The sequence below is a fragment of the Myroides odoratimimus genome (genome assembly GCF_001485415.1).
GTDB classification, from domain to species: Bacteria; Bacteroidota; Bacteroidia; order Flavobacteriales; family Flavobacteriaceae; genus Flavobacterium; species Flavobacterium odoratimimum.
Genome location: NZ_BCMQ01000003.1, coordinates 124,272 through 147,506, shown reverse-complemented (window position 1 = coordinate 147,506; position 23,235 = coordinate 124,272). Strand labels below are relative to the sequence as shown.

The following is a 23,235-nucleotide window of genomic DNA, read 5'->3' as shown; positions in this document are numbered from 1 at the left end:
TATTTTATTTCTGTTCGTCTAAAATATGAGTTGGCTTAATCGTAGGATTTAATCGTAGAATTTGTCTACTCAATACATCTTCAAAAGAAAAGTGTTTTAAATGAACGTCTCTTCTAAACAACTCTGGATTATTCACTAAAGCGATTATAAAGTCTGAAAACACCTTATTACTCATAACTGTTGGATCTAGTACAGCACGTGCTCGTACAAGCTTCTTATCAGATCTTCTATAATAATCAAAAACATACTGATTAGGCTTTTTCCAATCGCGCTTACCAAAGTTTTCAAAGTAAACATCTGAGATAGATTCCTTATTATTGGTCCTAGCAGTTACCCTTTTTTTATCAAAACCAACGTTTATCATTGAGGCAACATTTAGATACACCTCTTCTCCTTCTACTACAGGGCAAGCTTGTTCATAGATTAGAATCATATTTCCCTCTCTTTGTAAGAATATATAATGTAACTCCTTATTTTCATTTTCGATTTTCCATACCATGCGCTCTTTTTTATCATCTAATGAAGAGTACAAGGTAGCAGGAGTAGCTAATCCATTTAAAGCTACTTCTTCTTTTTTTAAGTCTTTCTGCCATGTTGTTACCCATTGTCCATCTACATAGTCTTGCTTTAAAGGTAATAGGCTCCCTTCATGTAAATCATAGAACTGCCCACGTATAGAATCGTTCTTATCTAACTCACTAGATAATAGTGTATAGTAATGATAATCATGATCTGTAGTATAACGATATCTCGGAATAGCATCTTCATAATAAACAATATCAAGATCATTAGAGACATTCTCTTCTACTAATAATCCTTCATATATCTTCCCATCTTGATATATAGAATTTACTTGTATTGTATCTTGTTTATTCTCTACCTCTATATATGCCTTAGCTTGCTGATCATAAAGTGAAATAAACTTTAATCGATCCGTTAACATAGATAATGTATTAGGATATGATGCTGTCTTCTCTACAACTTTCAAACTATCATTAACAGTAGAAGTCTCTACTAGATAACTAATATCCTTCAACTTAAGAGTATCTCTATGTATAGAATCTGTCACTGTAGTATGATCTTGCGCATATAGTACTCCTCCTATACTTAGTGCCAATAATACAATACCCTTTTTCATATTTTTCTTTTTAAATAACATAGTATGCATAATCCTAAACTCCTTGTCTAAAACCATGAATATCAAATTTACAAATTTCAAATGACAAAAAAATAAAATTACGTTTCCAAAAACAATTAAATAGATAGTTATAAACCACTATATAGATATAGACACCATTATATATCAACACCTTACAAATAGAAACAAGTAAATCACATCATTATAATGATAGCAAAAAAATTAGTACCCTACTAATATTCAAACGTTTACAAGGCATATACTATACTTTTCGATACGTTTTAAAAAGTTTGTCCCATAATAAAGTGTAAAAACCATAATTACAGTTCGGATCTTGATGATGAATATTGTGAAACAAGGTAAGACACAGTATATCTCGTGTCCAACGTTCAAAGTAAGTATTCTTAAACACATCCTTGTCTATATGACCTATAGTTCCCCAAATAAGATTAATAAGTAAATAAAGTCCTATCGAAAAAGTGTCAAAAGGATATATACACAACAACAAGATAAACAGTAGCCCAAAACCAATAGCCTCTAGTGGATGTAATACAAATAAACTTATCGCATTAACACTGTTGTGCTCATGATGTCTTAGATGCGCTAATGAATAAAAAATCGGGATATGAGCTAATCTGTGAAATACATACATTAGAAAGTCCATACCAATCACTAGTCCTAATGTTTGTAGAGCTATAACAGTGATAGAGCTACCTTCTAATACATGAATATATCCATAATTATACAACCCTACTCCTAATACAAAAACGCCTGCATTACACAGTAAAACAACAAATGATAATATTAAATCTCTTCTAGTAATCTCTTGTTTTATTTCTTGAATATACTCTCCCTTCTTACATCTGTTTAGAGTCAAATACAAACCAATAGATACACCATAGAACAGTATATTCAATACTATACTAAAAAGGACTAGTTGTGTAATAGACATTCCGATCACTAGATCTAACATGGTTCTCCATTTATATTATTAATAATCAAACTTACAAAAAACATATAATAAAAAGGATGACTGCTTGAGTCATCCTTCTACATCTTATATCTATATTTATTTAGAGTATTCTTAATTACTGTTCTTCATTCTGAGCTTGTCTCTTTAGTAGATCTAAAGCAAATGTAAGTTCAGGGTCTTCTTCATTCAATATACTTCTATAAAAGGCTTTTTCATCTACAGTATAATCTGGTAATACTCCTCTACAGCCTTTCTCTGTACTAATTGAATTATTAAAAAACACTTCCGATCGAGGCAAATCAACTATTGTCTGAGTATTAGGTAGTTTATAATTAATAAACCATGATGCAGTAGTGAAGTTACTACATGTACGTGTCTCTTGTCCTATGATAATTCCTCTCTTATTCTCTTTAAATAAAGAAGCAAAATACGCTGCTGCAGACACTGTATTATTATCTATTAATAACATCGTATTCCCTTCAAAGAAATAACGATCACGAGGATAGTTCTCTACATAAGACTCGTCTAATCGATTATTACCATAGTAGTACTCATCTCCTTCTACCTCACTCTTATCATATCGCTGGAACATAAAGTTATTCATATTCTTAATATCCATATCAGAATACTGTCTACCACTAGCATCTATAAGATTCTCACGTACATTGATGTCTATTACCTTAGTTGCATATCTGTAATTGTTCTTAAACACTTTTTCTTGTGATATAAAAGAGTAAAACAAAGGAATATTACTTAGATACCCTCCTCCATTACCTCTGATATCAATAATTAAATTCTTCACTCCTTCTTCATTAATCTTCTCAAAGAAAGAACTTAACTTCTGGTAGGCGAACTCTTCTGAAAAAGCAAAAGTCTTAATCGTTAGGCAGTATGTATCGTCATTGACCTTCTGTCCATAGATTCCATAAGAATAACTAATGATATCTACTGGCAATATAGCTTTCTGTACATTGTAATAGTTTCGTGCATAGTTAACTGCCTTTAGTGTAGCTTCTTTACTCTCTACAGCATTTAGACTATCAAGATAAGTGATTTTATACTCTTGCTCAGGACTCATTAAAGACACATAGAACGAAAAGTCTTTAGCATCATCAGCCTCTATACTTCCATCCGTTGTTACATTAATACGCTTTAAGTAATCTTCTGATTTTACATCATTTACTTTTGTAATAATACTTCCTACAGGTATAGTAGGGTTGTGTTGATTCACAAACACCTTTCCATCATAAACAATGGTATTAATTGGGAAAAAAGAAGTTTCCTTTGTAAAATCCTCAAAAACGGTACTATCTGTACTCAAAGAGGAATGAGCATCGTGAATTAGAGGAATCGGATTAGATAACAAGAAATTAGCATAAGAAGGATTCTCTTCTAGTTTTTTTCTTATTTCTGCAACTTTTGTATCCAAGTCCTTTTCACTAATAGTTCGAAATGGATTAGGATGTTGCTTTTTTATAATATTAATAAGTATATCAAAATCATTTAAATAATCTTCTTTCGTCAACTCCGAATATTTCTTCTGTCCTAATACAAAAGAACTACTCAATAATAAGGCAATTAATAATAAACCTTTTTTTATCATTCCTGTTCTCAATTAAATTATCTAAAATAAAGAATTTATAGCATTTTAAAACATTATTCCAAAAGCAATTTATGCAAATCTCTTTATTTCCTAAGCATACAAAGATAAAGTTAAGCATATACCTACGCAACTTTTACTAGTATGTATATTATAACAGCTAATTCTCATTTTTATTATTTTATAAAAGTTAAAAAAACAATCTTTTTTAAAACAACCTACTTTGTGCTTTTAAATAGGGTTCAAAAAAAGAAAGGTGACCTCGCCAGGCCACCTTCCAATACAAACACTACTAATCTAAAAAGTTGAAACAACAACTTCTTACAACAAAACTATTTTGGGGTCCACAAGACACGATTCTCCACATGATTAAGACCGTATCTAGGATCAATAGCTTTTACTCTAATTAACTGAGGTCCTTCTTTTAAGCCCATAGGTATTGGCATACGCCATAAATGTTTACTCTTCCTTTTAGCGTCTACTAAAGGAGAGGTTTTCATATTTTTATATCGCCCTTGATTCTGTAGCTCTATTAAACGGGTATAATGAGGGTCTACTCCTTCATAGTACTCCATCTTTTGCCAACTTACACCATCGAAGCTTATTTCAACATCTGTATTTAGATCTGCCGCAAATACATTTGCATAAACATATCCATCGTTTAAGTGTTCTAAACTCTTATCCCACTCTTGTACTTCTGGAGTCCAAATCTGAATCTGTTTATCCTCAGCTCTACCAGATACTTTATAGGATAAGTTATAATCTCCTTTTTGTGTCTCTAGTGTCCAGTATCCCTTCCAAGTACCATCATACATCATAGCAAAAGGGATACCTTCGATATCATGAGGCCCTTGCCACCACGCACCACAAACAGCTCCAGCTACTAATTGATGTACAGGTTTTTTATTATCTCTTTCAAAGTACTGATGATACTGTGTATGTGTATGTCCTACAGCTACAAAGACTTCTTTATAGTCCTTAAACAAGTCTAGAAACTCCTGCTTATCTTCCATAAACTCAATAGGAATATGCATCATCACTTTTACTTTATCATACTTTAGAGCATAACGAGCTAGTACATTTTGTATAAAAGCTTTTTGTACCTCATCTATTGTTCCTATATATTCTTTGTCATTTACAGGAAGTATATTATTAAGTACTAAAATAAACTCCTCTCCATATTCTAATGCATAATAAGAAGGGCCAAAAGCTTTCTTATAACTACTATCTCTATCTTGAAGTGTTAGACCTGATCCAAAGTTTAAATCATGATTTCCAACTACATAATATATAGGACTACCAATTACACCTAATGCTTGTGATAAAGGCTCAAATACTTCTAAACGATCAAAAGCTAAATCTCCAAGCGGAAAGATTAAATCTGGAGGTGTGGTAACTAATTCGCTTACCACGAGTTTTTCTACGTGATGAATATCATCCATTACATCCGACTGCAAATCTCCCAATAAAACAGCCTTTAGAGATTTATCCTCCTCTTGCTTATACACAGGAAAATCATAACTCTTATATTCTTCTCCAAAGGGGATATAAAACTCAACTTTATTAGACTTTGACAAAGGAGACTGATATCCTGAAGGCTTGATTAAAAAGATTTGACCTTGCTCTAAACTGTTGATCTTATATTCACCTTTAGCATTAGTCACAACTAAATCCTTGCCATTACTGATCAAAACATCTTTCAACAGAGGTTCTCCTTTATCGTATTGCCTATTTTGATTGCTATCTTCAAAAACTCTACCTTTTACTTGTGTCTGTTGTGCCCAAGCTCCACTCGTTATAATAAGACTTATACCTACTAATAAGCGCTTCATTAGTTATCTAGATTTAAGAGTTTTATAATCTTATGGTATACTTCATTATTCTCATAAGTTCCTCTAAACTCACCCGATTTAGGTCCATAGGCAAAAATAGGCACCATAGTTCCTGTATGATCATGAGAGATGAAATCCCCTTCAATAATACCTTGTTTTACATCTCCTTGTGGAATTGCAAAACCACCTGTCTCGTGATCTGCTGTTATAATAACTAAGGTTTGCCCGTCTTTATCTGCAAATTTTAAAGCTTCTGTTATCGCTTTATCGAAGTCAATTCCCTCTGTTACAATCCCCCCTGTATTATTAAAATGACCATAAGAATCTATTTTAGCTCCTTCTACCATTAAAAAGAAAGGTTGATTTCCTTTTGACAAAAAGTCTAAACTGTGTTTAGTAGATTGGGCTAAAACGTCTGTTCTTCCTTCTATCACACCTTTTAATCCTCCTTCTCCTAAGAAATAACCAACACGAGCATCCTTACTGGTACTAAGCTGTTCTACTTGCTCTAGTAAAGTAAACTCTTGCTTTAGATTCACATTGTTAAAAGACTTCTTTCCTCCACCTACAAAGAGAGAAAGTTGACTTTTTAATAAATCTTGAGCTATTAGTGAGCTATCATCTCTATCTTTTTGATGTGCATAAAAAGCAGAAGGCGTAGCCCCTGTTAACTCATCTGTGGTAATTACTCCTGTTTTATAATTAAACGGCGCTAAGTACTCTGTCATATTCTTTAAAGGCATTCTATCCATTCCCATCCCAATAGAGCGATTATAGGTTTTCTGACCTGTTGCTAAAGCAGTTCCTGCTGCTGCAGAGTCTGTTGTAAAATCATCTCCTGCTTGCGTTTTGATAAAGCCTACACTCTTCAGCTGAAGTAAACTTAAGTCACCTCCATTTGCTAAAGCAGCAGAAGATATCTGTGTCAAGCCATTTCCATCCCCTATTAAGAGAATAACATTCTTAATGGGTAAATCCTTATCGTCATTTGCAAATGTTGGCTTATAGACCTCAGATACTGTTTTATTATGATATACAGCACGATCTAAGTTTTTTAAGTATGTCTGTGCTAGATAAGGATTATCAGTATTGATAACATCAATACCCATATCATAAAATGCTTTAAATGCTGTTTTCCCATCAGGAGTTCCCCAAAAACGAACTTGTTTACCTTGTTTGTGGACTAAGTCTATTACCTCTTGAAGCTTTTGTCTTTCTTCTTCTACCATGCGCCCCTTACCATTCCAGACAGAGTAATCTTTAAAATTAAGACTTACCATGGTTACTCGTTCCCATAGCGTTGCATTTTTTAAAGGAGTTAAACTCTGGTGATCTAATTTTACATAGGTTGGATATTGTTCAAAAACTTTTGTATCTGGCTTATTCCCAGAAATAACAAAAGTGATATCTTGTTCTTTAATTAATCGTTCATACTTCTTCAGTACTGGTAATAATAGCTCCATAGACTGATTTGCATTTGATTTTAAATCAATTAAAAAACTAAGTCCCTTTGCCTTACCGATACCTAATTGAATAGCTTTTTCTAATGATTCCAAATACAAGCTTTCTATCGTTCTATTTACTTGTACAGAACTTACTTCGTGTGCTACATATAACTTGCCTTGTTCTATGACTAAATCTATCTCTATGGACTCTGCTCCATTAGAGTAAGCCGTCCAGAAAGGAGTAGATTGATGATAATCATTATGAGAGTGTATTTTATAATTTTTTGATTGAGCATTAGCCATTAAAACACTCGAAATAAAGGCTATAGATAAAAAAAGTCGTTTCATTGTGTTGCATAAAAAGAGGGCTAGCCCCAAAAAGGTAGCCCTCAATTGGTTTTGAAATTAAATTACCATCCTACGTTTTGTTGTATTCCTGATGATTGTACAGCCCTATTTGGTATTGGCCATACATGCATATAACTTGAATCAAAGTTTCTAGCTTTCCATACCTCTGATACCTTATAAGGAGAATCAGGGTTAGAACGATCTTCATGAATTCTTCCATAAAGAGGTTTTCCATAAGCCTCTTTTGCATCTCCCCATCTTACTAAGTCAAAATGTCTATTTGCAAATTCTCCAGCTAACTCTACTCTTCTCTCATGTTTTAAGTCTGCCATTGTCGCCCCATTCTTAGGTGCTAATCCAGCGCGCTTACGCACCTGATTTAATGCCTGATCACCATTCTGCCCTAACATGATTTGAGCTTCTGCCTTCATTAGTAAAATCTCAGCATAGCGCATTAGAGGAACATTGTAATTCGTTGTAGGTTTATCTCCATTCATATTGATAAACTTCCCTAAAGCATCTTCTGTACTATACTCATACATATACTTGTTAAACTGAAGTCCAGACATCGAATTCTCTGAAGAGTATCTTTTGGTCTGTCCAAAGTAGCTGAACTCATCTCCAAAGACTAATAGCGTTACTGCTCTACGTGCATCCCCTTTTTCGAACTCTTGGTATAACCCCTCAGTAGGTGTAAAATACCCCCATCCGTTATAAGCTCCCCATCCTTTGTTCTCTAACATACAGCCTGGAAGAATACTTCCTCCTTCTATTCCAGAGTTTACAGACCAGATATACTCACTCTTCCAGTTGTTTAAAGCACTGTGTAATTCTCTGTAATCTTTAGAAGGATTACCTGTATTGACAAGTGCTCTTCCTGATCCAGAATTTGTAACTGCGTCTGCATACTTAATTACTTCATTAAACTTAGAAGAGTCATATTGTGCCCAATATAAATAAGTCTTTGCGATATAGGCTAAAGCAGCATCTTTATGTGCTCTACCATAATTATCAGCTGAATAAGAAGTAAAAAGAGGTAATAACTCTGATGCTTTTGTCAAATCCTGAACGATATGGTCATAGTTCTCAATCACGCTTTTTGGTCTTGTATAACTTCCTGCTGGTTGAGACATATTAGCCTCTGTAATAATAGGCACACCACCATTATTTCCATTATCTCCATACGTATGCGCTAGCCAGAAATAGAAGAAACCACGCATAAAATAAGCCTCTCCTAGTACTCTCTTCTTTAATGATTCACTGATTTTCATTCCAGGAACATTAACAATGATATCATTAGCTCTTCGGATTACTTTATAAGCATTTTGATAAATACCATTGATATAGCCCTCATCCCCATTTAGGTTAAAGTTTTTAATGTTATCTGCTGTTGCATTAAGACGTCCTGTTACCATATCGTCAGAAGCATTAATATACCAAAAGAACCCTCTCCCGAACATTTCATCTTCCATCATCATCTGATACAAGCTATTAGCCGCCTCTGTAGCATCCTGTTCTGTTTTCCAGAAGTTCTCATAAGATGTATTTCCTTTTGGATCTAACTCTGTAAAATCAGAACTACAAGCTCCTAGTGATAAGATTGCTGATAAACCTAATACTAAGCTATATTTAGATAAACTATATTTTTTCATAATTATAAGTGATTAAAAAGTAAATAAGAAACCTCCTGATATTGTTCTTGACACAGGATATCTTGCTACGTCCATTCCTACACCTCCTACTTCTGGATCTATACCATCATATCCAGTAATCGTAAATAAATTATCTCCAGACATGAATATTCTTAAGCTAGATTTAGGGGATAGACTATTCATTACACTCTTAGGCATAGTATATCCGATTGTTAAGTTCTTTAATCGTAAATAAGAAGCATCTTCTAAGTACCAACTAGAAGTCGTTCCGTAGTTTTGATTATCATCCTTAGTAGATAATCTAGGAAGACTAGCATTCGGGTTATCAGGAGTCCATGCTCCCATCACACGACTATCTAAATTATATCCTTGTAAAGAAGCATTGTAAGCTGTGAACTTATATCCGTTGAATACTTTCACATCACCTACTCCTTGGAAGAACATACTTAGGTCAAAGTTTTTATATTCTAAGTTTAAACCAAAACTATAAGTAATCTTAGGTAAGTAAGCGTTCATAAACTGCTTATCATTATTATCTATCTTACCATCTCCATTGCTATCTTCAAACTTAAAGTCACCAGGTTTAGCATTAGGTTGTATTAATTTACCCTCATTAGAACGGTGCGCATCAATCTCTGATTGCGACTGGAAGATTCCTAAATAAGGAACTAAATAAGTAGAATAAAGCGGTCTACCCACTACAGATCTATATGGAGAAAGCACCCCACGAACATTATCTCCATGAGCGATATAATCTATTCCACTTTGGTTATATCCATTTAAGTTTACTAGTTCATTTTCTAAGAAACTTGCATTCCCAAAGATCTTATAGTTTAAGTCTCCTATATGATCATTGTAACTCAATGACAATTCGATACCTTTATTCAGTACTTCACCACCATTTACATCTGCTGCTGCTGTACCATGGTGAGCATCTTCTAATCCTGGAATGATCATCCCTTTAGTACGCTTACTAAAGTAATCAGCCACTACGTTTAAACGTCCATTAAAGAAAGCAGCATCTAGCCCAATATCAAAAGATTCTGATGTTTCCCATTTTAAGTTAGGGTTAGACTGACGGTTTACATAAGTCCCTTTACCTGTAAGCATACCATCCTCTCCCATAATAATATCACTATTGCTAAGTGGTACATCAAAAGAATAATAGCCTACAGAATTAATGTTTCCTATTTGCCCCCAAGAAGCTCTTAATTTTAATTCACTTATTGCATTTACATTAAAGAAGTTCTCTTGTGATATTCTCCATCCCACAGACGCAGAAGGGAATACTTCTGATTGGTTATTCTTAGCTAGACGTGAAGTAGTGTCCTTACGCAAACTTCCCGATACGAAATATCGATCATCGAAGTTATACATCACACGTCCTATCAAAGAAGTTAAGGCATCTTCATACACCTCTGTAACTGGCTTTCTGATGATAGAAGCATTACCCATATATTGGTTAAATGATTCTTCACTTCCAAAACCTTCTCCTTGTACAGAAATATAGTCGTAATTTGTTTTTTGCGCTGAATGAATAGCTGTTAAATTAACATCATGCTTACCAAATGTCTTGTGATAAGTCAACTGGTTATCCCATATCCAATGGGTTTTTTCGTAGTTATTTTCTAATAGGTAGTTATTTAAGTTTGTTCTTCCTAACTCTGGTGCCTTAGGCGTAAATTTCTTATACTTATTACTTGTATAATCATAACTATAAGAAGTCTTGAAGGATAACCCATCAACGATATCATAGTTTAAATACACATTGGCATTTAAGAAATTCGTTGGATTAGATGTTGTAGGTCTTAGCAGTAATGCTACTGGGTTATATACATCTCCATACGCTCCAGCAAACTGTGCTAAATCATGAGGGACTACTCCTCCAAATTTACCATCAGCATCGTATACAGGCGCTGCAGAAGGCATATATAAAGCACTGATAACACTTCCTGAATAAGAACTTGTAGTATTAGTACCAATAGCATTTGTATTTGAGTAGTATACATTCTCTCCAATAGTAACTTTATCAGTCAGCTTAGTATCTGCCTTTAATCTAAAGTTATAACGTTCAGAAAATGTTCCTATTAAAGTTCCTTCTTTTTTATTATACCCAAGAGAAGCAAAATAATTCGTATGGTCAGAAGCTCCAGAGATACTAGCATCTACATTGTGCATAGCTGCTGTTCTAAAGATTTCATCCATCCAATTTGTTCTATTCACTTGTCCCCACGGATTAAGTAGAGCATCATGCGCAGACTGTCTAGGAACTCCTGCATTATCTGCTGCCATATTATATACAGAAGCTTGCCCTTGTGCATCTAATGGTGTTGGTAGATTTGTAGCTTTTGAAAAACCTGTATACACATTTAAAGAAACACTAGGATCTCCCTTTACTCCTTTTTTAGTTGTAATTACAATTACTCCTGAAGCAGCTTGAGCTCCGTAGATTGCAGCTGCAGCCGCATCTTTTAAGATAGATACAGATTCAATATCATTTGGGCTAATTGCTGGTCCGTAATAAGGCACACCGTCTACTACAGTAAGTGGAGCCTCATTAGCTAATGAACCTGAACCACGAATAACCATCTTACTGCTCTCAGAAGGATCTCCTCCTTGCTGCGTTACAGTTACCCCAGCAACTTGTCCTTGTAAGAAATCACTTAAATTAGACACTGGTCTAGAAGCAACTTGTTTAATATTGTCCACTGTTGCAATCGAAGTGGTAATATCTTTTTTCTTTGAAGCTCCATATCCAATTAGAACAACCTCATCTAAGATATTGCTGTCTTGTTCTAAAAGGATACTTACTAATTGAGCGCCTTGATAGTTGATCGTTTTCGTTTTGTATCCTAAATACTCCACAGAAAGAGTACCCGCTTCTTTGGCTAATTCTAGCGTAAAATTCCCATCGGCATCCGTAGTTACCCAAGTAGAATTATCCTTATTAGCGATTACTGTAGCAAAAGAAACAGGTAGGCCATCACTTTTGCCTGCTACCTTTCCTTTTACTATCACTTGTGCATGTAAGAAAGTACTACCTCCTATACATAACAGCCATACTAAGAAATGTCTTTTCATAAGATTGATTACATTGATATTTCACTTTCGAAAGTACTTCTGCTTTGTATAATACAGGGGTAATTTTCTTTCAGTCAAGTGTAATAATCTTTCAGTAAAAGGCTAATTCTATATCAGAGTAGTGTACTATTTGGACAATAACCTTTAGTTAACACTAGGATAATCTATTCTACACGTTCTTCTAGTCATTTTTAAAGTGTGAAGGACTGTGTTCAAAGCGTTTTTTAAAAGATTTACTGAAGTACTTTGGATCGTTAAAACCACATTCAAAACAGACTTCTGAAATCGTTAGGTCACCTTTCTCGATCAATACTTTTGCTTTTTGTAAGCGCATTTCAATTAATATTTCTAAAGGAGATTGCTCTACAAACTCTTTAAATAAACGATAGCACTTCATCTTAGAAATACCTAATTCTACTGTCAATTGATCTACACCAAAAGAGGCATCACTAAATCTTGCATTCATCATTTCCATTCCCTTTCTAAACAAGCGCTCATTAGGTGAGAGATTCACTATAACATCCTCTGTTAGATTCGTCTTCCAAAGGAGTGTATTGCTTTCCTTGTTTTCTTTATCATAGCGAATACGCTTAAAAACCATATTATCTAATGTAGTTTTACCAACTGGTAAGTGAATAAAATCACTAACCCCCAATTGACTCAATTGCTCTTGTACAAAATAATCTACTGTCTCTGCGATATAAAAGATAAGTAACCTTTGTTTCTGAGCCAGTTTTTTAATCTGTGCAAATAGAGATAAGGTGCGATCAGACATCTCAATATTATAAAGTACTAAAGCATCATACTTATAATGCTCTATATTCCCTACCACTCTACTCACACTGTGATTATAGACCAAATTAGTATCTTCTTGTCCTGCTAATAACTGTTTGACAATTGCTTTATCCTCTTCTTTAGCATACACTAGAATATTGGTTTTATCCTTTGGGAGCACTTGTAGCTCTTCTAAGAATTCATCCCAATTCCCCTTCTCTACTCTCCTATTTTCTTCTAATGGGACTAGAGGAATAGATATGCCAAGAGAGAACACTGACTCACTATTAATGATCAGTATACCATTTAGATTCTGTAATAAAGTCTCAAAAGCTCTGTAGTAAGGACTAAAATTTCTGTTGTCATTCCAAAACGCAAATAAAGTATGACTCTCTGAGTCTAAATCAATATGTAAAACATTGTTCTTCATATAGAAGCGAACCGTTATCTGCTGATTATCTTCTAAGTATTTATAACATTCGTATAGCAGATAACGCAAACACAGTTTAAAACGCAATAAATCTACTTCTACCCACTGAGCATCTACTTCATTACACACTACTATCTCTACGCCATACTTCTCTTTTATCGCTCCCCACTCCTCTTTTAGGTGCTCTATAAAAGAAGTCATCTCTACACTTACTAATTCTATAGTGTCAAAATCCTTAACTTGCTCTATATAGTTCCACTCCCGAACCATATCATAAACTTTAATTAGTTCCTCTTTTTGTGCTGCTTCAACATTTAATTCTTCTAGTATTCCCAATGTATTAACAATAGGTTTCTTAATTCGAGATAACAAGAAGATTCTGAAATTCTCCATCTCTATATCGTCATTCTTTAATTTGCTATGTAGATTCAGTAATTCTCCTTTCTGTTGTTCTATTTCTTGATTTAAAATACTAAGTTGTTCATTTTTATTAGCGAGATGTCTCTTTTGTGCTTCCACTTCCTTTGTTCGATCTCTTACCTGTTTTTTAAGCTCGATCTCTCTCTTTCTCATCTTTCTTTGCTTGATACGTACACGCCATAAAACAATTACCCCTCCAGCGATGACAAATAAAATAACAAAGTAAGGCTGTAAGAAAAAAGGCTTTTCGATTTCAAAAGCAATCATATATACTATACGCTTGTCTTTTTGTACTGTATCACGTATCTCTATCTGATAGCGTTTATGGTCTAAATCATCTAAATTAACTTCTTTTTGAGGAAGAACCCTCCAGTCATCAAAAAGACCTACTATTCTATATTCAAATTGATTAATCGGATATTGATTAAAACCTATAGGATATAAAGTAAGACGCAATTTATTCTCATCTGGTTCAAAAAAACTAACCTTTCCCTCTTCTGCTATACGTTCATTGAGTAAGACTCTAAATTCTGGGGCTTTTTGATCATTTCTGAGATGTCCTGGATCTATGATATTTAAGCCTTTATTTCCTCCATAAAGCAAAAAGCCTTTTTTACTCTGACTATATGCTCCTTCAGAAAATTCTAGTCCTTGCCAACCAATATAATTACTAAAGTTTAAGACGTTATAAGTATGTTTATCTATTGAAGCTATTCCTTTAGTAGTACTAATCCAAACATCATCCTGAGAAGGAGTAAGACTATACACCAAATGACTAGGAAGACCATCTTCTTCTCTAATTTGCTTCTTAAGTTCATAGTCAGTATCAAATACTGATATCCCTCCTAAAGTAGCCACCCATAGATCACCTGTAAAAGCATCTGCATAAGTAGAGAATACACTATTGCCTAGCAATCCTTTTTCTTGATTAATGATATTAATCTCCCCAGATCGACAATCGTAGAATACCACCCCATGTTCTTCAGTAGCTAAAATCAATAAATTATCTTGAATAGAAATATGACGAATATGGTATTGCTTTAATTTATCTTGATTGATAAAAGGTTCAAACTTTTTAGTCAGTGCATTATACTTGCTCACACCTCCCCAGCTACCCATCCATAGATAATGATTGATATCTTCTGCAAAGGCATACGTTCTATTACTGATAAAATGCTTGGTAATTCCCTCTTGAAAAAACTCTTGTTTACCCTCTTCTATCTTTACTACTCCTGCATAGGTTCCTATCCAGATATTACCATGAGAGTCCGAGTATAAACTGCGTATTCTGTTCCAATCCTTATTCTCTTTGTATTTTTCTATAACAACTGGTACAAAAGGTTCATTACGCTTCTTTTGATAAAAAACCCCTTGTGTATAATATCCTATCCATCTACCTCCTAGCTTATCTACCGCAATAGCGCGAATGGTCTCATGTGGTAGATGAGGTTGTCTCTCTGAATGAGAAAACACATAATCAAGACTTGCCTTATTCGTCGGTAGAATAGAGACTCCACCATCTTTAGTCCCTACCCATATATTGTCAAACTTATCTATATGCAGTACCATCACCTCATTACTGAGTAAGCTATAAGGATGCTGTGGATCTACTTTATGGTTTTCGATAATCTTATATTCCCCCTCTATTGCTCTTAATAGAAAAACACCTTGGCTTTTAGTACCGATCCATGTATTCCCATTAGTCTCTGTTGCAATAGCATTGATAATGAACTCCGGAAATTGCTCTCGTATATTCTCTAGTAAACTAGCTTGCACATAATACTGAGGAGACTTCTTTCTAGCATCCTCTACTAAGTGGTCTGCCATATCACCAATATAACGAGCATCTACAGATACAAACTGACCTCCTCTAAAAGTGAACCACTTTTTTGATTCTAGCTGTACGAGAATATTGCCTTGTTCATCTAAACTCAGTACACGAGGTTCACTAGAAAAACTATAATTCTGAAAAACATCATCCTTTATCCATAAACTTATCTGTTTCCCATCAGATAAGATCCACAAGCGATCTTCTCTATCCCTTAGTAATGCATAAATATCATTACCTCCAATAGAATTAGGATTCTTAGGGTCGTGTTTATAGACCTTTACTTGTTTGCCATCGAATAGGTTTAGCCCATCCCATGTTCCTATCCAGACTGCCCCATCAGGGTGATTTGCTATACAATTAATAGAATTATTAGAAAGTCCTTCTTTTGTAGTGATTGTTTTAAAGTGGACACTTTGCCCCCAAGAAAGGCAAGAAAACAGAAAAAATATAAAAAACCAACGCATCGGCACTATTATAGCTTATAAAATGCGTAAAAATAAAGGTATTGAAATATTTAGTCTATAAGCCCAAGTTAAATTATAGTTACCTATATGTTAGAAAAAATGTTTTAATACTATACAGATAACACATCTCTTGACAATATATCCTTACTGGGATTCCCAAATAACGGTATCTTATTCATTCCTTTATAATTACATTTCTTCTCATATCATCACATAGATTAAAAATCTCTTTCCATATATCACTTTCTCTTATACCTTTAATACTCCATAAGTCCATCCCCTCAGTACTCAAATATAGGCATCTAACCCTCTCTGCTTTTTCATACATTTCTATTGATATTCTTTTTTTAGTAAGTAACTTTATAAGCGTATCACAATAAAAAAATGTACGAACATTAATATCGAATACTTCAAAAATCAAATATTCTATTTCATCATCATTACGATCTAGAAGAAAAGTACCACAACAATTAAGAGTTTCTAAAAAATAGCTATACAATTGTTCTTCACTAATTTCTCTCATTTTATTTATTCATCTTAATCTTCCTTTTATCACAAATATTCCCCATATATCCTGTCTCATAAAAATAACATCTATTAAGTATTGCTTTCCTCAAGCATTATTTAAACCATAACTAAAAAGCCTTTTAGCAATATCTAGATCGCTTACATTCTCATAGTTTTCTTGATTCGAGTCTTCAATCATGTCAAGAAAAACATAGAAGTCAAATAAACTTGACAACACTATATTATTAACTTCAAACTCTAACACTCCTTCTGTCTGTTCTATTTCAAAAAAAAAAGTTCGTTATCTATTTGAAAAGGTGTCTCCATGTATATTTCGATAACCTCTGAATCAACATTTAGGGAATACAACTTACAAAAGTCCTGATAAGTCCCTCCTTTTCTGAAATATTTCACTAAGTCCACTAACTTCATTGTTTCATCTAATTATTACATCTACATTATACTATACAACTACATTATCGTTCTGGATAAAGCAGTACTTTTTTAAATTTAGGTAAATCATTCGCTACTATAAGGGGATTAATACATGAATAGTATTTCCTCACACTTTGAATAAAATTAATCAAAATAATAAAACCAAAATACAACAATTCAAACAGTTATATAAAACAATTCCCATTGCTTAATTCTCTACAATACTCAATTAATTTTCCTACCCTACTTCCTACACCCTCTTTTCTCCTATCTATTTTTTTATTACCTTTGCCTACAGTAAAGGCTTTGACTCAATGGTTATTATTGAGAATATTCTTCTATTCAAAGTCTGGTACGTCTCACCAAAAAGAAAGCACAAACCACAGCTTTCAAAATCTCAATTTTAAAATTTTAACAAGTTTTTTAACATTATGAATTCGCCATAAATCGAGTATTCATGCGGTCTCAGTTGCTATTTGTTCGGAAGGTGTTCGGAAAACACCCCCTTTTTCCAAACATTTTGCAAAGAACTCCCGAACAACGCTCAAACAACCTTCCCAAAAGCCTTGATATCACTGGCTTTATCGCGTGCTGTAAATCACTAAAAAACACTTAAATGTTAATATTTTTAACAGCTGTGATTTGTCCTGTTTTTAGATTTTAGATTGGTTAAAATATTCTCATATTTAGAATTTTAATAGGCTTTAGTATCTATTGAACAGTCTAATAATCAATTAATAATACCATAGAAAAACTTTGATTACACCATTCTTTCATTTCATTCCTAAGAAAAGGAACGTTGCTTTTAGTCCTTTATTCTAAGACAAAAAAAAGAGCCCGAAGGCTCTTTTTTCACTAATTACCACGATTATTTTAACTATAATATTCTTCTTCACTCTATTATTTTTCCTGTGTCTAGGTTAAATTATAATTCTCTAAATATTAAAAAATAGATTCTTAAAATAGGAGCTAAAAAAAGATAAACATAATCCACCACCCACATATACTCATCGTTTACTCAATTATATCACTAATCTTATATAAATGGTATAAACCAATATAACAATCAAATTCTACTAAGTAATTATTTATAAAACAATAGTAAGCAATAGTATCTATTGTTTTAGGATCTACATCCTGCTTTAAAATATATTGATCAGATAAAGATTTTGAAAAATACAAATCAATAAATTCATCAAAACTCAATCTCTCATATTCTCCTGTTACACTATCTACTAAATCAAAACAAGAAGTTTCTTTTGAATTATCCAATACTCTCTGTTGATTTAGTGTTTTTTCAATAAACTCATAGAATGTAACCGATTTACTAGACTGATCATAAAGCCTCATTAAACTAGTCAAACGAATTACAGTAACTTGTTTTTCAGAGCATCTAGCGTATAGATTTATAAAATTATAATTTGATGGTAGAGTATCTCTATCATCAGTTACTTGTAGCGGATAATCAAATGCTAATTTTTCCAAAAAATGCTTGTCTAAATTAATACCGCTTTTATCTGTACATCCATACAAAACAAGCAGAACAAACAATAGTATTAATCTTTTCATCACTTAAATCTAAACTTTATTTAGATCTAAATTAATGTAATAATTTAAATATCTACATTTGTAAACATAAAAAAAGAGGTTCTAAAACTAGTCATGGTCGGAAGATTAATCTTCCGACCATGACTACCCGAAGGCTCTTTCTAATTTATTGTTTCAATACCCATGAGAAAATCAATGGGGCTACAATAGTAGCATCTGATTCGATTACATAACTAGGTGTATCTACGTCTAGTTTACCCCAAGTAATCTTCTCGTTTGGAATACATCCTGAGTAAGATCCAAAAGAAGTAGTAGAATCTGTAATCTGACAGTAGTATCTCCATCTCAATACTGAATCATCCTCTAAATCCTGTGCCCACATAGGTGCTACACACATAGCGAAATCTCCAGCAATACCTCCCCCTATCTGGAAGAAACCAACTCCTTGATCTACAGCATTCTTTTTATACCAATCTGCTAACCACACCATATAGTCTATTCCACTGTTCACTGTTCTAGACTTCAATTCCCCCTTGATTACATAAGAAGCGAAGATATTCCCCATCGTAGAGTCTTCCCATCCTGGTACTACGATTGGTAAGTTTTTTTCTGCAGCAGCTAGCATCCATGAGTTTTTAGGATCTATCTCATAATGCTCTTCTAACACACCGCTTAATAGTAACTTATACATATACTCATGTGGAAAATAACTCTCACCTGCTGCTTCGCTATCTTTCCATATTTTCTCGATATGCCCTTGTATTCTTCTAAATGCCTCCTCTTCAGGGATACACGTATCCGTAACACGGTTATATTTATTCTCTAACAGAGCCAACTCATCCTCAGGAGTTAAGTCTCTATAGTTAGGAATTCTTTTATAATGAGAATGCGCTACTAAGTTCATAATATCCTCTTCCAAGTTAGCCCCTGTACATGAGATAATAGCTACTTTGTCCTGTCTAATCATCTCTGCTAATGAGATTCCTAGCTCAGCAGTACTCATCGCACCTGCAAGAGAAATAAGCATCTTCCCTCCTTCATCTAAAAACTTTTCATACCCTTGAGCAGCATCTACTACAGTTGCTGAGTTAAAGTGGCGATAATTATGCGCCATAAATTGAGAAATAGGTCCTCTATTTTCCATTTTACTTGTATTGATTAAATTATTATTTAATAATGATATAGCCTTATCACGCTATTTTTGGGATACAAAGATTAGGATATAGAAAAAGGTTTTTTTTATCAAATGATAAAAAATTTTTTACATTTTTAGCAGTTATAATCCATACTCTAATCAGGTTAAATTTTTGTACTTCAATAAAAATAACTTTATTTGTAATAGAGGGATTCCTCTATCGAATAACAACCAAAACAAATATTATGACACAAGCAATCCAAGATCTATATCCTGAGAGCTTAGCGCACTGCTATGGCTGTGGAAAAAACAATCCTAATGGACATCAACTAAAAACATATCTTGACGGAGAAGAAACAATCGCTCGTTTTACTCCAGATACTAAATACACTGCTATACCAGGAAGCGTATATGGTGGTTTAATCGCTTCTCTACTAGACTGTCATGGTACAGGATCAGCAGCGGCATTTTTGTGTAAGCACAATAATATCCCACTAGAAGACACTATACCTGTGAGATGTGTAACAGCTTCTCTTAAAGTTGATTTTAAAGCCTCTACTCCTATGGGAGAAGAACTAGTGCTAAAGGGTAAACTAAGAAGCATAGAGGGCAGAAAGGTATGGGTAGATCTAACCCTAGAGGCTAATGGAATAATCTGTGCTACGGGTGAAATCTTAGCTATCCAATTAAAAGAGTAAGGGTTTGTATTTTTGTGATGTCGTTTTTTTATAAAATCGCGATGGTGTGAAATCGATTGGTCTATGCTGTCCATGTATAGTATATCACACCCTCTAAGTACATTATAGAGGTGCATACACACCACGAATTAAATATCTGCGACAGCACAAGTAGTAAAGCCTTATTAGCAATACAGCTAAAAGAGTAATCATATATGTTAAAAAAGGGAACCTCAATATAAGGTTCCCTTTTTTTAACTTACACTATATCAACAACTAGTAAAATCATTTAGTCTATAATATTAGAGTAAACTGTATTAAGCCCGTAGGGCAAGACTGTAAACTAATTACTGTGAACCGTTAACCTCCTAAGGACTATGTGTCAAGCCATTGCTTTATCGCTCGTGTTCTTTCTCTACTTAGATCTACCTCTACATCACCCTGTAATACTACACTTACCTTACTGTTTAGATTATTCTGAATAGCAGTGATGCTCTCGTAGCTTATTAGATATTGTCTAGATATTCTAAAGAATCGATTAGGATCTAATTCTGATTCTAGTTCTTCCATAGTGAATGGTAATACGTGAACAGATTTATCAAACATAACTGCTTTAGACAAACGAAATTCCGTATAGATATAGGCAATATCACTTGTCTGTACAACTTTATACCTATCGTTATTACTCAGTAAAAAACGTGTTCTATAACTCTGTTTCTTTCCGTGTATAACTTCGGTTAGATTACTTAAGATTTCTTTATCTAAGACCTGTAATTGATGCAGTTTTTTATACTTCGCTATGCTTTGTTCTAAGGCAGATTTTTTGATTGGTTTTAATAAATAATCTATACTGTTAACCTGAAATACTTGTAAGGCATACTGATCATAAGCTGTCGTAAAAACAATCGGTACATTTACTTCTATAGCATCAAATATTTCGAAGCATACTCCATCTCCTAATCTTATATCCATAAAGATTAGGTCAATATCATCATGCTGTTCTAGCCATTCTATACAGTCCTCTACACCTTCTATAACCTGTACGACCTGAATATCTTCTTTTATATCCTGAAGTAAGGTAGTCAGATGCTGTGCATTATACTGTTCGTCTTCTACTATCAATACTTTTATCATAGCTTATAACAATGGGATTTTAACTCTAAAAACGGATACGGTCTGTTCTATCACGACCTCTCTGTCTTCGATCAGTAAGTATCTCTTCTTTATATTCGTCAGTCCTAACTTAGAAGAATGAGGAAGAGTGTTCAATAATTGGAGGTTATTCTCAATAATTAAATATTCTTCTTCCCCATAAATATTCACAAAGAGGGGACTTTTTTTGGTTGCTTTATTGTGTTTTATTGCGTTTTCTAATAACAATTGTAAAGTCATGGGTGGAATCTTCATTCCTAACAGCTCTGGTCTGACATTGATCTCTACTTGTATACTTTCGCCAAAGCGAATCTTAATCAAGTATAAATAATCAATCAAGAACTGTATCTCCTTGGCTAGACTGACTAAGTCATGCTCTAGGTTTACCAATAGATAGCGTTGCACATCAGACAATCGCTCTAAGAATTCACTTGCTTTCTCTTTATCTTCTTGGATTAGGCTTCTTAGTACACTGTAATTATTAAACATAAAGTGTGGGTCTAATTGAGCTTTTAAAGATGCTAGTTGGCTCTGTAATACTATTTCTTTCATCTGTGCATTTTCATAAACAGACTCTTTCCACATCTTTACTAGCTTTCTTCCATTGTGTACAACAATAACAAAGACAGTAAGGCATAAGCCTATAAAAAACATCTGTCTAGCGCCTAACCAGTCTTCTCGTGCTGTATGATCTTGATCTATTAAATAGTAATCTGTCACAATAACTAAAAATAAGAAGACTACAACACAAATAATCACATGCAATACTCCAAACCGAATTACTTCTTTTATAGAATACGTCTTTATCGGCAATCGGTCTGACAGATAAATACCTAGGGTAGTCACAATCCAACTGATAGCTATAAACCAAATCACATCTGCCGTAAAGGTATATCCACTCTCAAAAGAAACTATCTGATACTGATCTGCAGTACTAATAATGTACAACGAAAAAATAAAAAACAACGCTACTAAGAGCGTTAAAGCTACTCTATACCTCCATTCTTTCTTACTCCTCTTTTGCTTTTGTGTTTTCATTACAGATTAAAATTATGCTATTCTTTCCTGATTTTTTCGATTATATACCTAAAGTAACAAAAAACAAAGCTCGTTTTACATTTTTTATAACTGAACTTGTCTTCCTTAGTCTTAAGTTAAGAAATAGCTCTCAATTACAATACCAGAATAGCATTTAACCTATTACTTTCATCATATAATAATACCCTGAAAAGCCAAGTTTATCACTTGTTCGTTCGTCTAATTCGTTGTATTTCACTTCTACAAAACCTATTTGCTCATATAGTTTTTTTGCACGAGGGTTCTCTTTAATTACATCTAAACTTACATATCTTGCATGATGTTCTAAAGCTAACTTTTCTACTTCTTCTAATAGCATTTTTCCGACTCCTAATCCTCTAAAATTCTCATCTACCGCAATAGCATCTACATAGACCACATCCTTATCTCTCTTAGAAGGAAAGTACATAATGAGAGCTGCATCATCTTATAAAGTCCTCTTATCAGCCCATATACCTTAATCATAATACTCAGAGAAATATTCAAAGTACATTGACCATTGTGTTGATAAGCTGCTACACCTATTAATTCTCCTTCACTAGAACGTGCCACGATAATATGCTTAGCATCTAGAGATGCTAAAATAACTTGATGTATTTCTTCCTCTGCCCCTAGTATTCCTTTTAGTTTTTCATTAAAAGCCTGTTGCAAAACATGAGCAGCAGTACTGCGGTATCCCCTGCCCAAATATCTATTTATTCTCATCTTCTCTAATT

At 33.7% G+C, this 23,235-nt stretch carries 16 protein-coding genes; 1 reads left to right on the top strand and 15 read right to left on the bottom strand.

Annotation, left to right across the window (positions count from 1 at the left end; genetic code table 11):
• Window positions 1-4: 4 nt before the first annotated feature.
• The 11 genes from MODO_RS04105 to MODO_RS04050 form a co-directional block, all read right to left on the bottom strand.
• Window positions 5-1,138: a hypothetical protein gene (locus tag MODO_RS04105; RefSeq protein ID WP_230486155.1), complete on the bottom strand. Its 1,134-nt coding sequence runs from the start codon at window positions 1,136-1,138 to the stop codon at window positions 5-7.
• A 262-nt stretch (window positions 1,139-1,400) separates the two neighbouring features.
• Window positions 1,401-2,111, bottom strand: coding sequence for a sterol desaturase family protein (locus MODO_RS04100; protein ID WP_006258976.1), 711 nt, complete (start codon window positions 2,109-2,111; stop codon window positions 1,401-1,403).
• 115 nt (window positions 2,112-2,226) lie between these two features.
• Window positions 2,227-3,714, bottom strand: coding sequence for a S41 family peptidase (locus tag MODO_RS04095; RefSeq protein ID WP_059050680.1), 1,488 nt, complete (start codon window positions 3,712-3,714; stop codon window positions 2,227-2,229).
• Between the two features lie 329 nt (window positions 3,715-4,043).
• A complete protein-coding gene (locus tag MODO_RS04090; protein WP_059050678.1) occupies window positions 4,044-5,543 on the bottom strand; it encodes a calcineurin-like phosphoesterase C-terminal domain-containing protein in 1,500 nt (499 codons plus the stop codon).
• Window positions 5,543-7,336, bottom strand: a complete 1,794-nt coding sequence (locus tag MODO_RS04085; protein WP_235811649.1) for an alkaline phosphatase — start codon at window positions 7,334-7,336, stop codon at window positions 5,543-5,545. The genes MODO_RS04090 and MODO_RS04085 overlap by 1 nt, the downstream gene beginning before the upstream one ends.
• Before the next feature lie 62 nt (window positions 7,337-7,398).
• Window positions 7,399-8,988, bottom strand: a complete 1,590-nt coding sequence (locus MODO_RS04080; RefSeq protein ID WP_039329436.1) for a RagB/SusD family nutrient uptake outer membrane protein — start codon at window positions 8,986-8,988, stop codon at window positions 7,399-7,401.
• Window positions 8,989-9,000: 12 nt separating this feature from the next.
• The gene (locus MODO_RS04075) at window positions 9,001-12,069 is read right to left on the bottom strand and encodes a SusC/RagA family TonB-linked outer membrane protein (protein ID WP_006258981.1); all 3,069 of its coding nucleotides are present in this window, start codon (window positions 12,067-12,069) and stop codon (window positions 9,001-9,003) included.
• Between the two features lie 181 nt (window positions 12,070-12,250).
• A complete protein-coding gene (locus tag MODO_RS04070) occupies window positions 12,251-15,988 on the bottom strand; it encodes an AraC family transcriptional regulator (RefSeq protein WP_006258982.1) in 3,738 nt (1,245 codons plus the stop codon).
• 175 nt (window positions 15,989-16,163) lie between these two features.
• The gene (locus MODO_RS04065) at window positions 16,164-16,511 is read right to left on the bottom strand and encodes a hypothetical protein (protein ID WP_006258983.1); all 348 of its coding nucleotides are present in this window, start codon (window positions 16,509-16,511) and stop codon (window positions 16,164-16,166) included.
• A gap of 1,433 nt (window positions 16,512-17,944) precedes the next feature.
• Window positions 17,945-18,499 (bottom strand): hypothetical protein, encoded by a 555-nt coding sequence (locus MODO_RS04055; RefSeq protein ID WP_006258985.1) that lies wholly within the window; start codon window positions 18,497-18,499, stop codon window positions 17,945-17,947.
• Between the two features lie 145 nt (window positions 18,500-18,644).
• A complete protein-coding gene (locus MODO_RS04050; RefSeq protein WP_006258986.1) occupies window positions 18,645-19,622 on the bottom strand; it encodes a deoxyhypusine synthase family protein in 978 nt (325 codons plus the stop codon).
• A gap of 236 nt (window positions 19,623-19,858) precedes the next feature.
• Here MODO_RS04050 and MODO_RS04045 point away from each other — a divergent pair, with 236 nt between their 5' ends.
• On the top strand, window positions 19,859-20,311 hold the full coding sequence (locus tag MODO_RS04045; RefSeq protein ID WP_006258987.1) for a PaaI family thioesterase: 453 nt from the start codon (window positions 19,859-19,861) through the stop codon (window positions 20,309-20,311).
• Between the two features lie 354 nt (window positions 20,312-20,665).
• Here MODO_RS04045 and MODO_RS04040 read toward each other — a convergent pair whose 3' ends face one another.
• The 4 genes from MODO_RS04040 to MODO_RS19550 all read right to left on the bottom strand — a co-directional run bounded on the left by MODO_RS04040 (window position 20,666) and on the right by MODO_RS19550 (window position 23,224).
• The gene (locus MODO_RS04040) at window positions 20,666-21,424 is read right to left on the bottom strand and encodes a LytR/AlgR family response regulator transcription factor (RefSeq protein WP_006258988.1); all 759 of its coding nucleotides are present in this window, start codon (window positions 21,422-21,424) and stop codon (window positions 20,666-20,668) included.
• A 3-nt stretch (window positions 21,425-21,427) separates the two neighbouring features.
• Complete coding sequence (locus tag MODO_RS04035) at window positions 21,428-22,480, bottom strand: sensor histidine kinase (RefSeq protein WP_006258989.1); 1,053 nt, start codon at window positions 22,478-22,480, stop codon at window positions 21,428-21,430.
• Between the two features lie 154 nt (window positions 22,481-22,634).
• Window positions 22,635-22,928 carry a GNAT family N-acetyltransferase gene (locus tag MODO_RS19555; RefSeq protein ID WP_235811648.1) on the bottom strand — a complete coding sequence of 98 codons (294 nt, stop codon included), beginning with the start codon at window positions 22,926-22,928 and terminating at the stop codon, window positions 22,635-22,637.
• Window positions 22,886-23,224, bottom strand: a complete 339-nt coding sequence (locus MODO_RS19550) for a hypothetical protein (RefSeq protein ID WP_235811647.1) — start codon at window positions 23,222-23,224, stop codon at window positions 22,886-22,888. The genes MODO_RS19555 and MODO_RS19550 overlap by 43 nt, the downstream gene beginning before the upstream one ends.
• Window positions 23,225-23,235 lie beyond the last annotated feature (11 nt).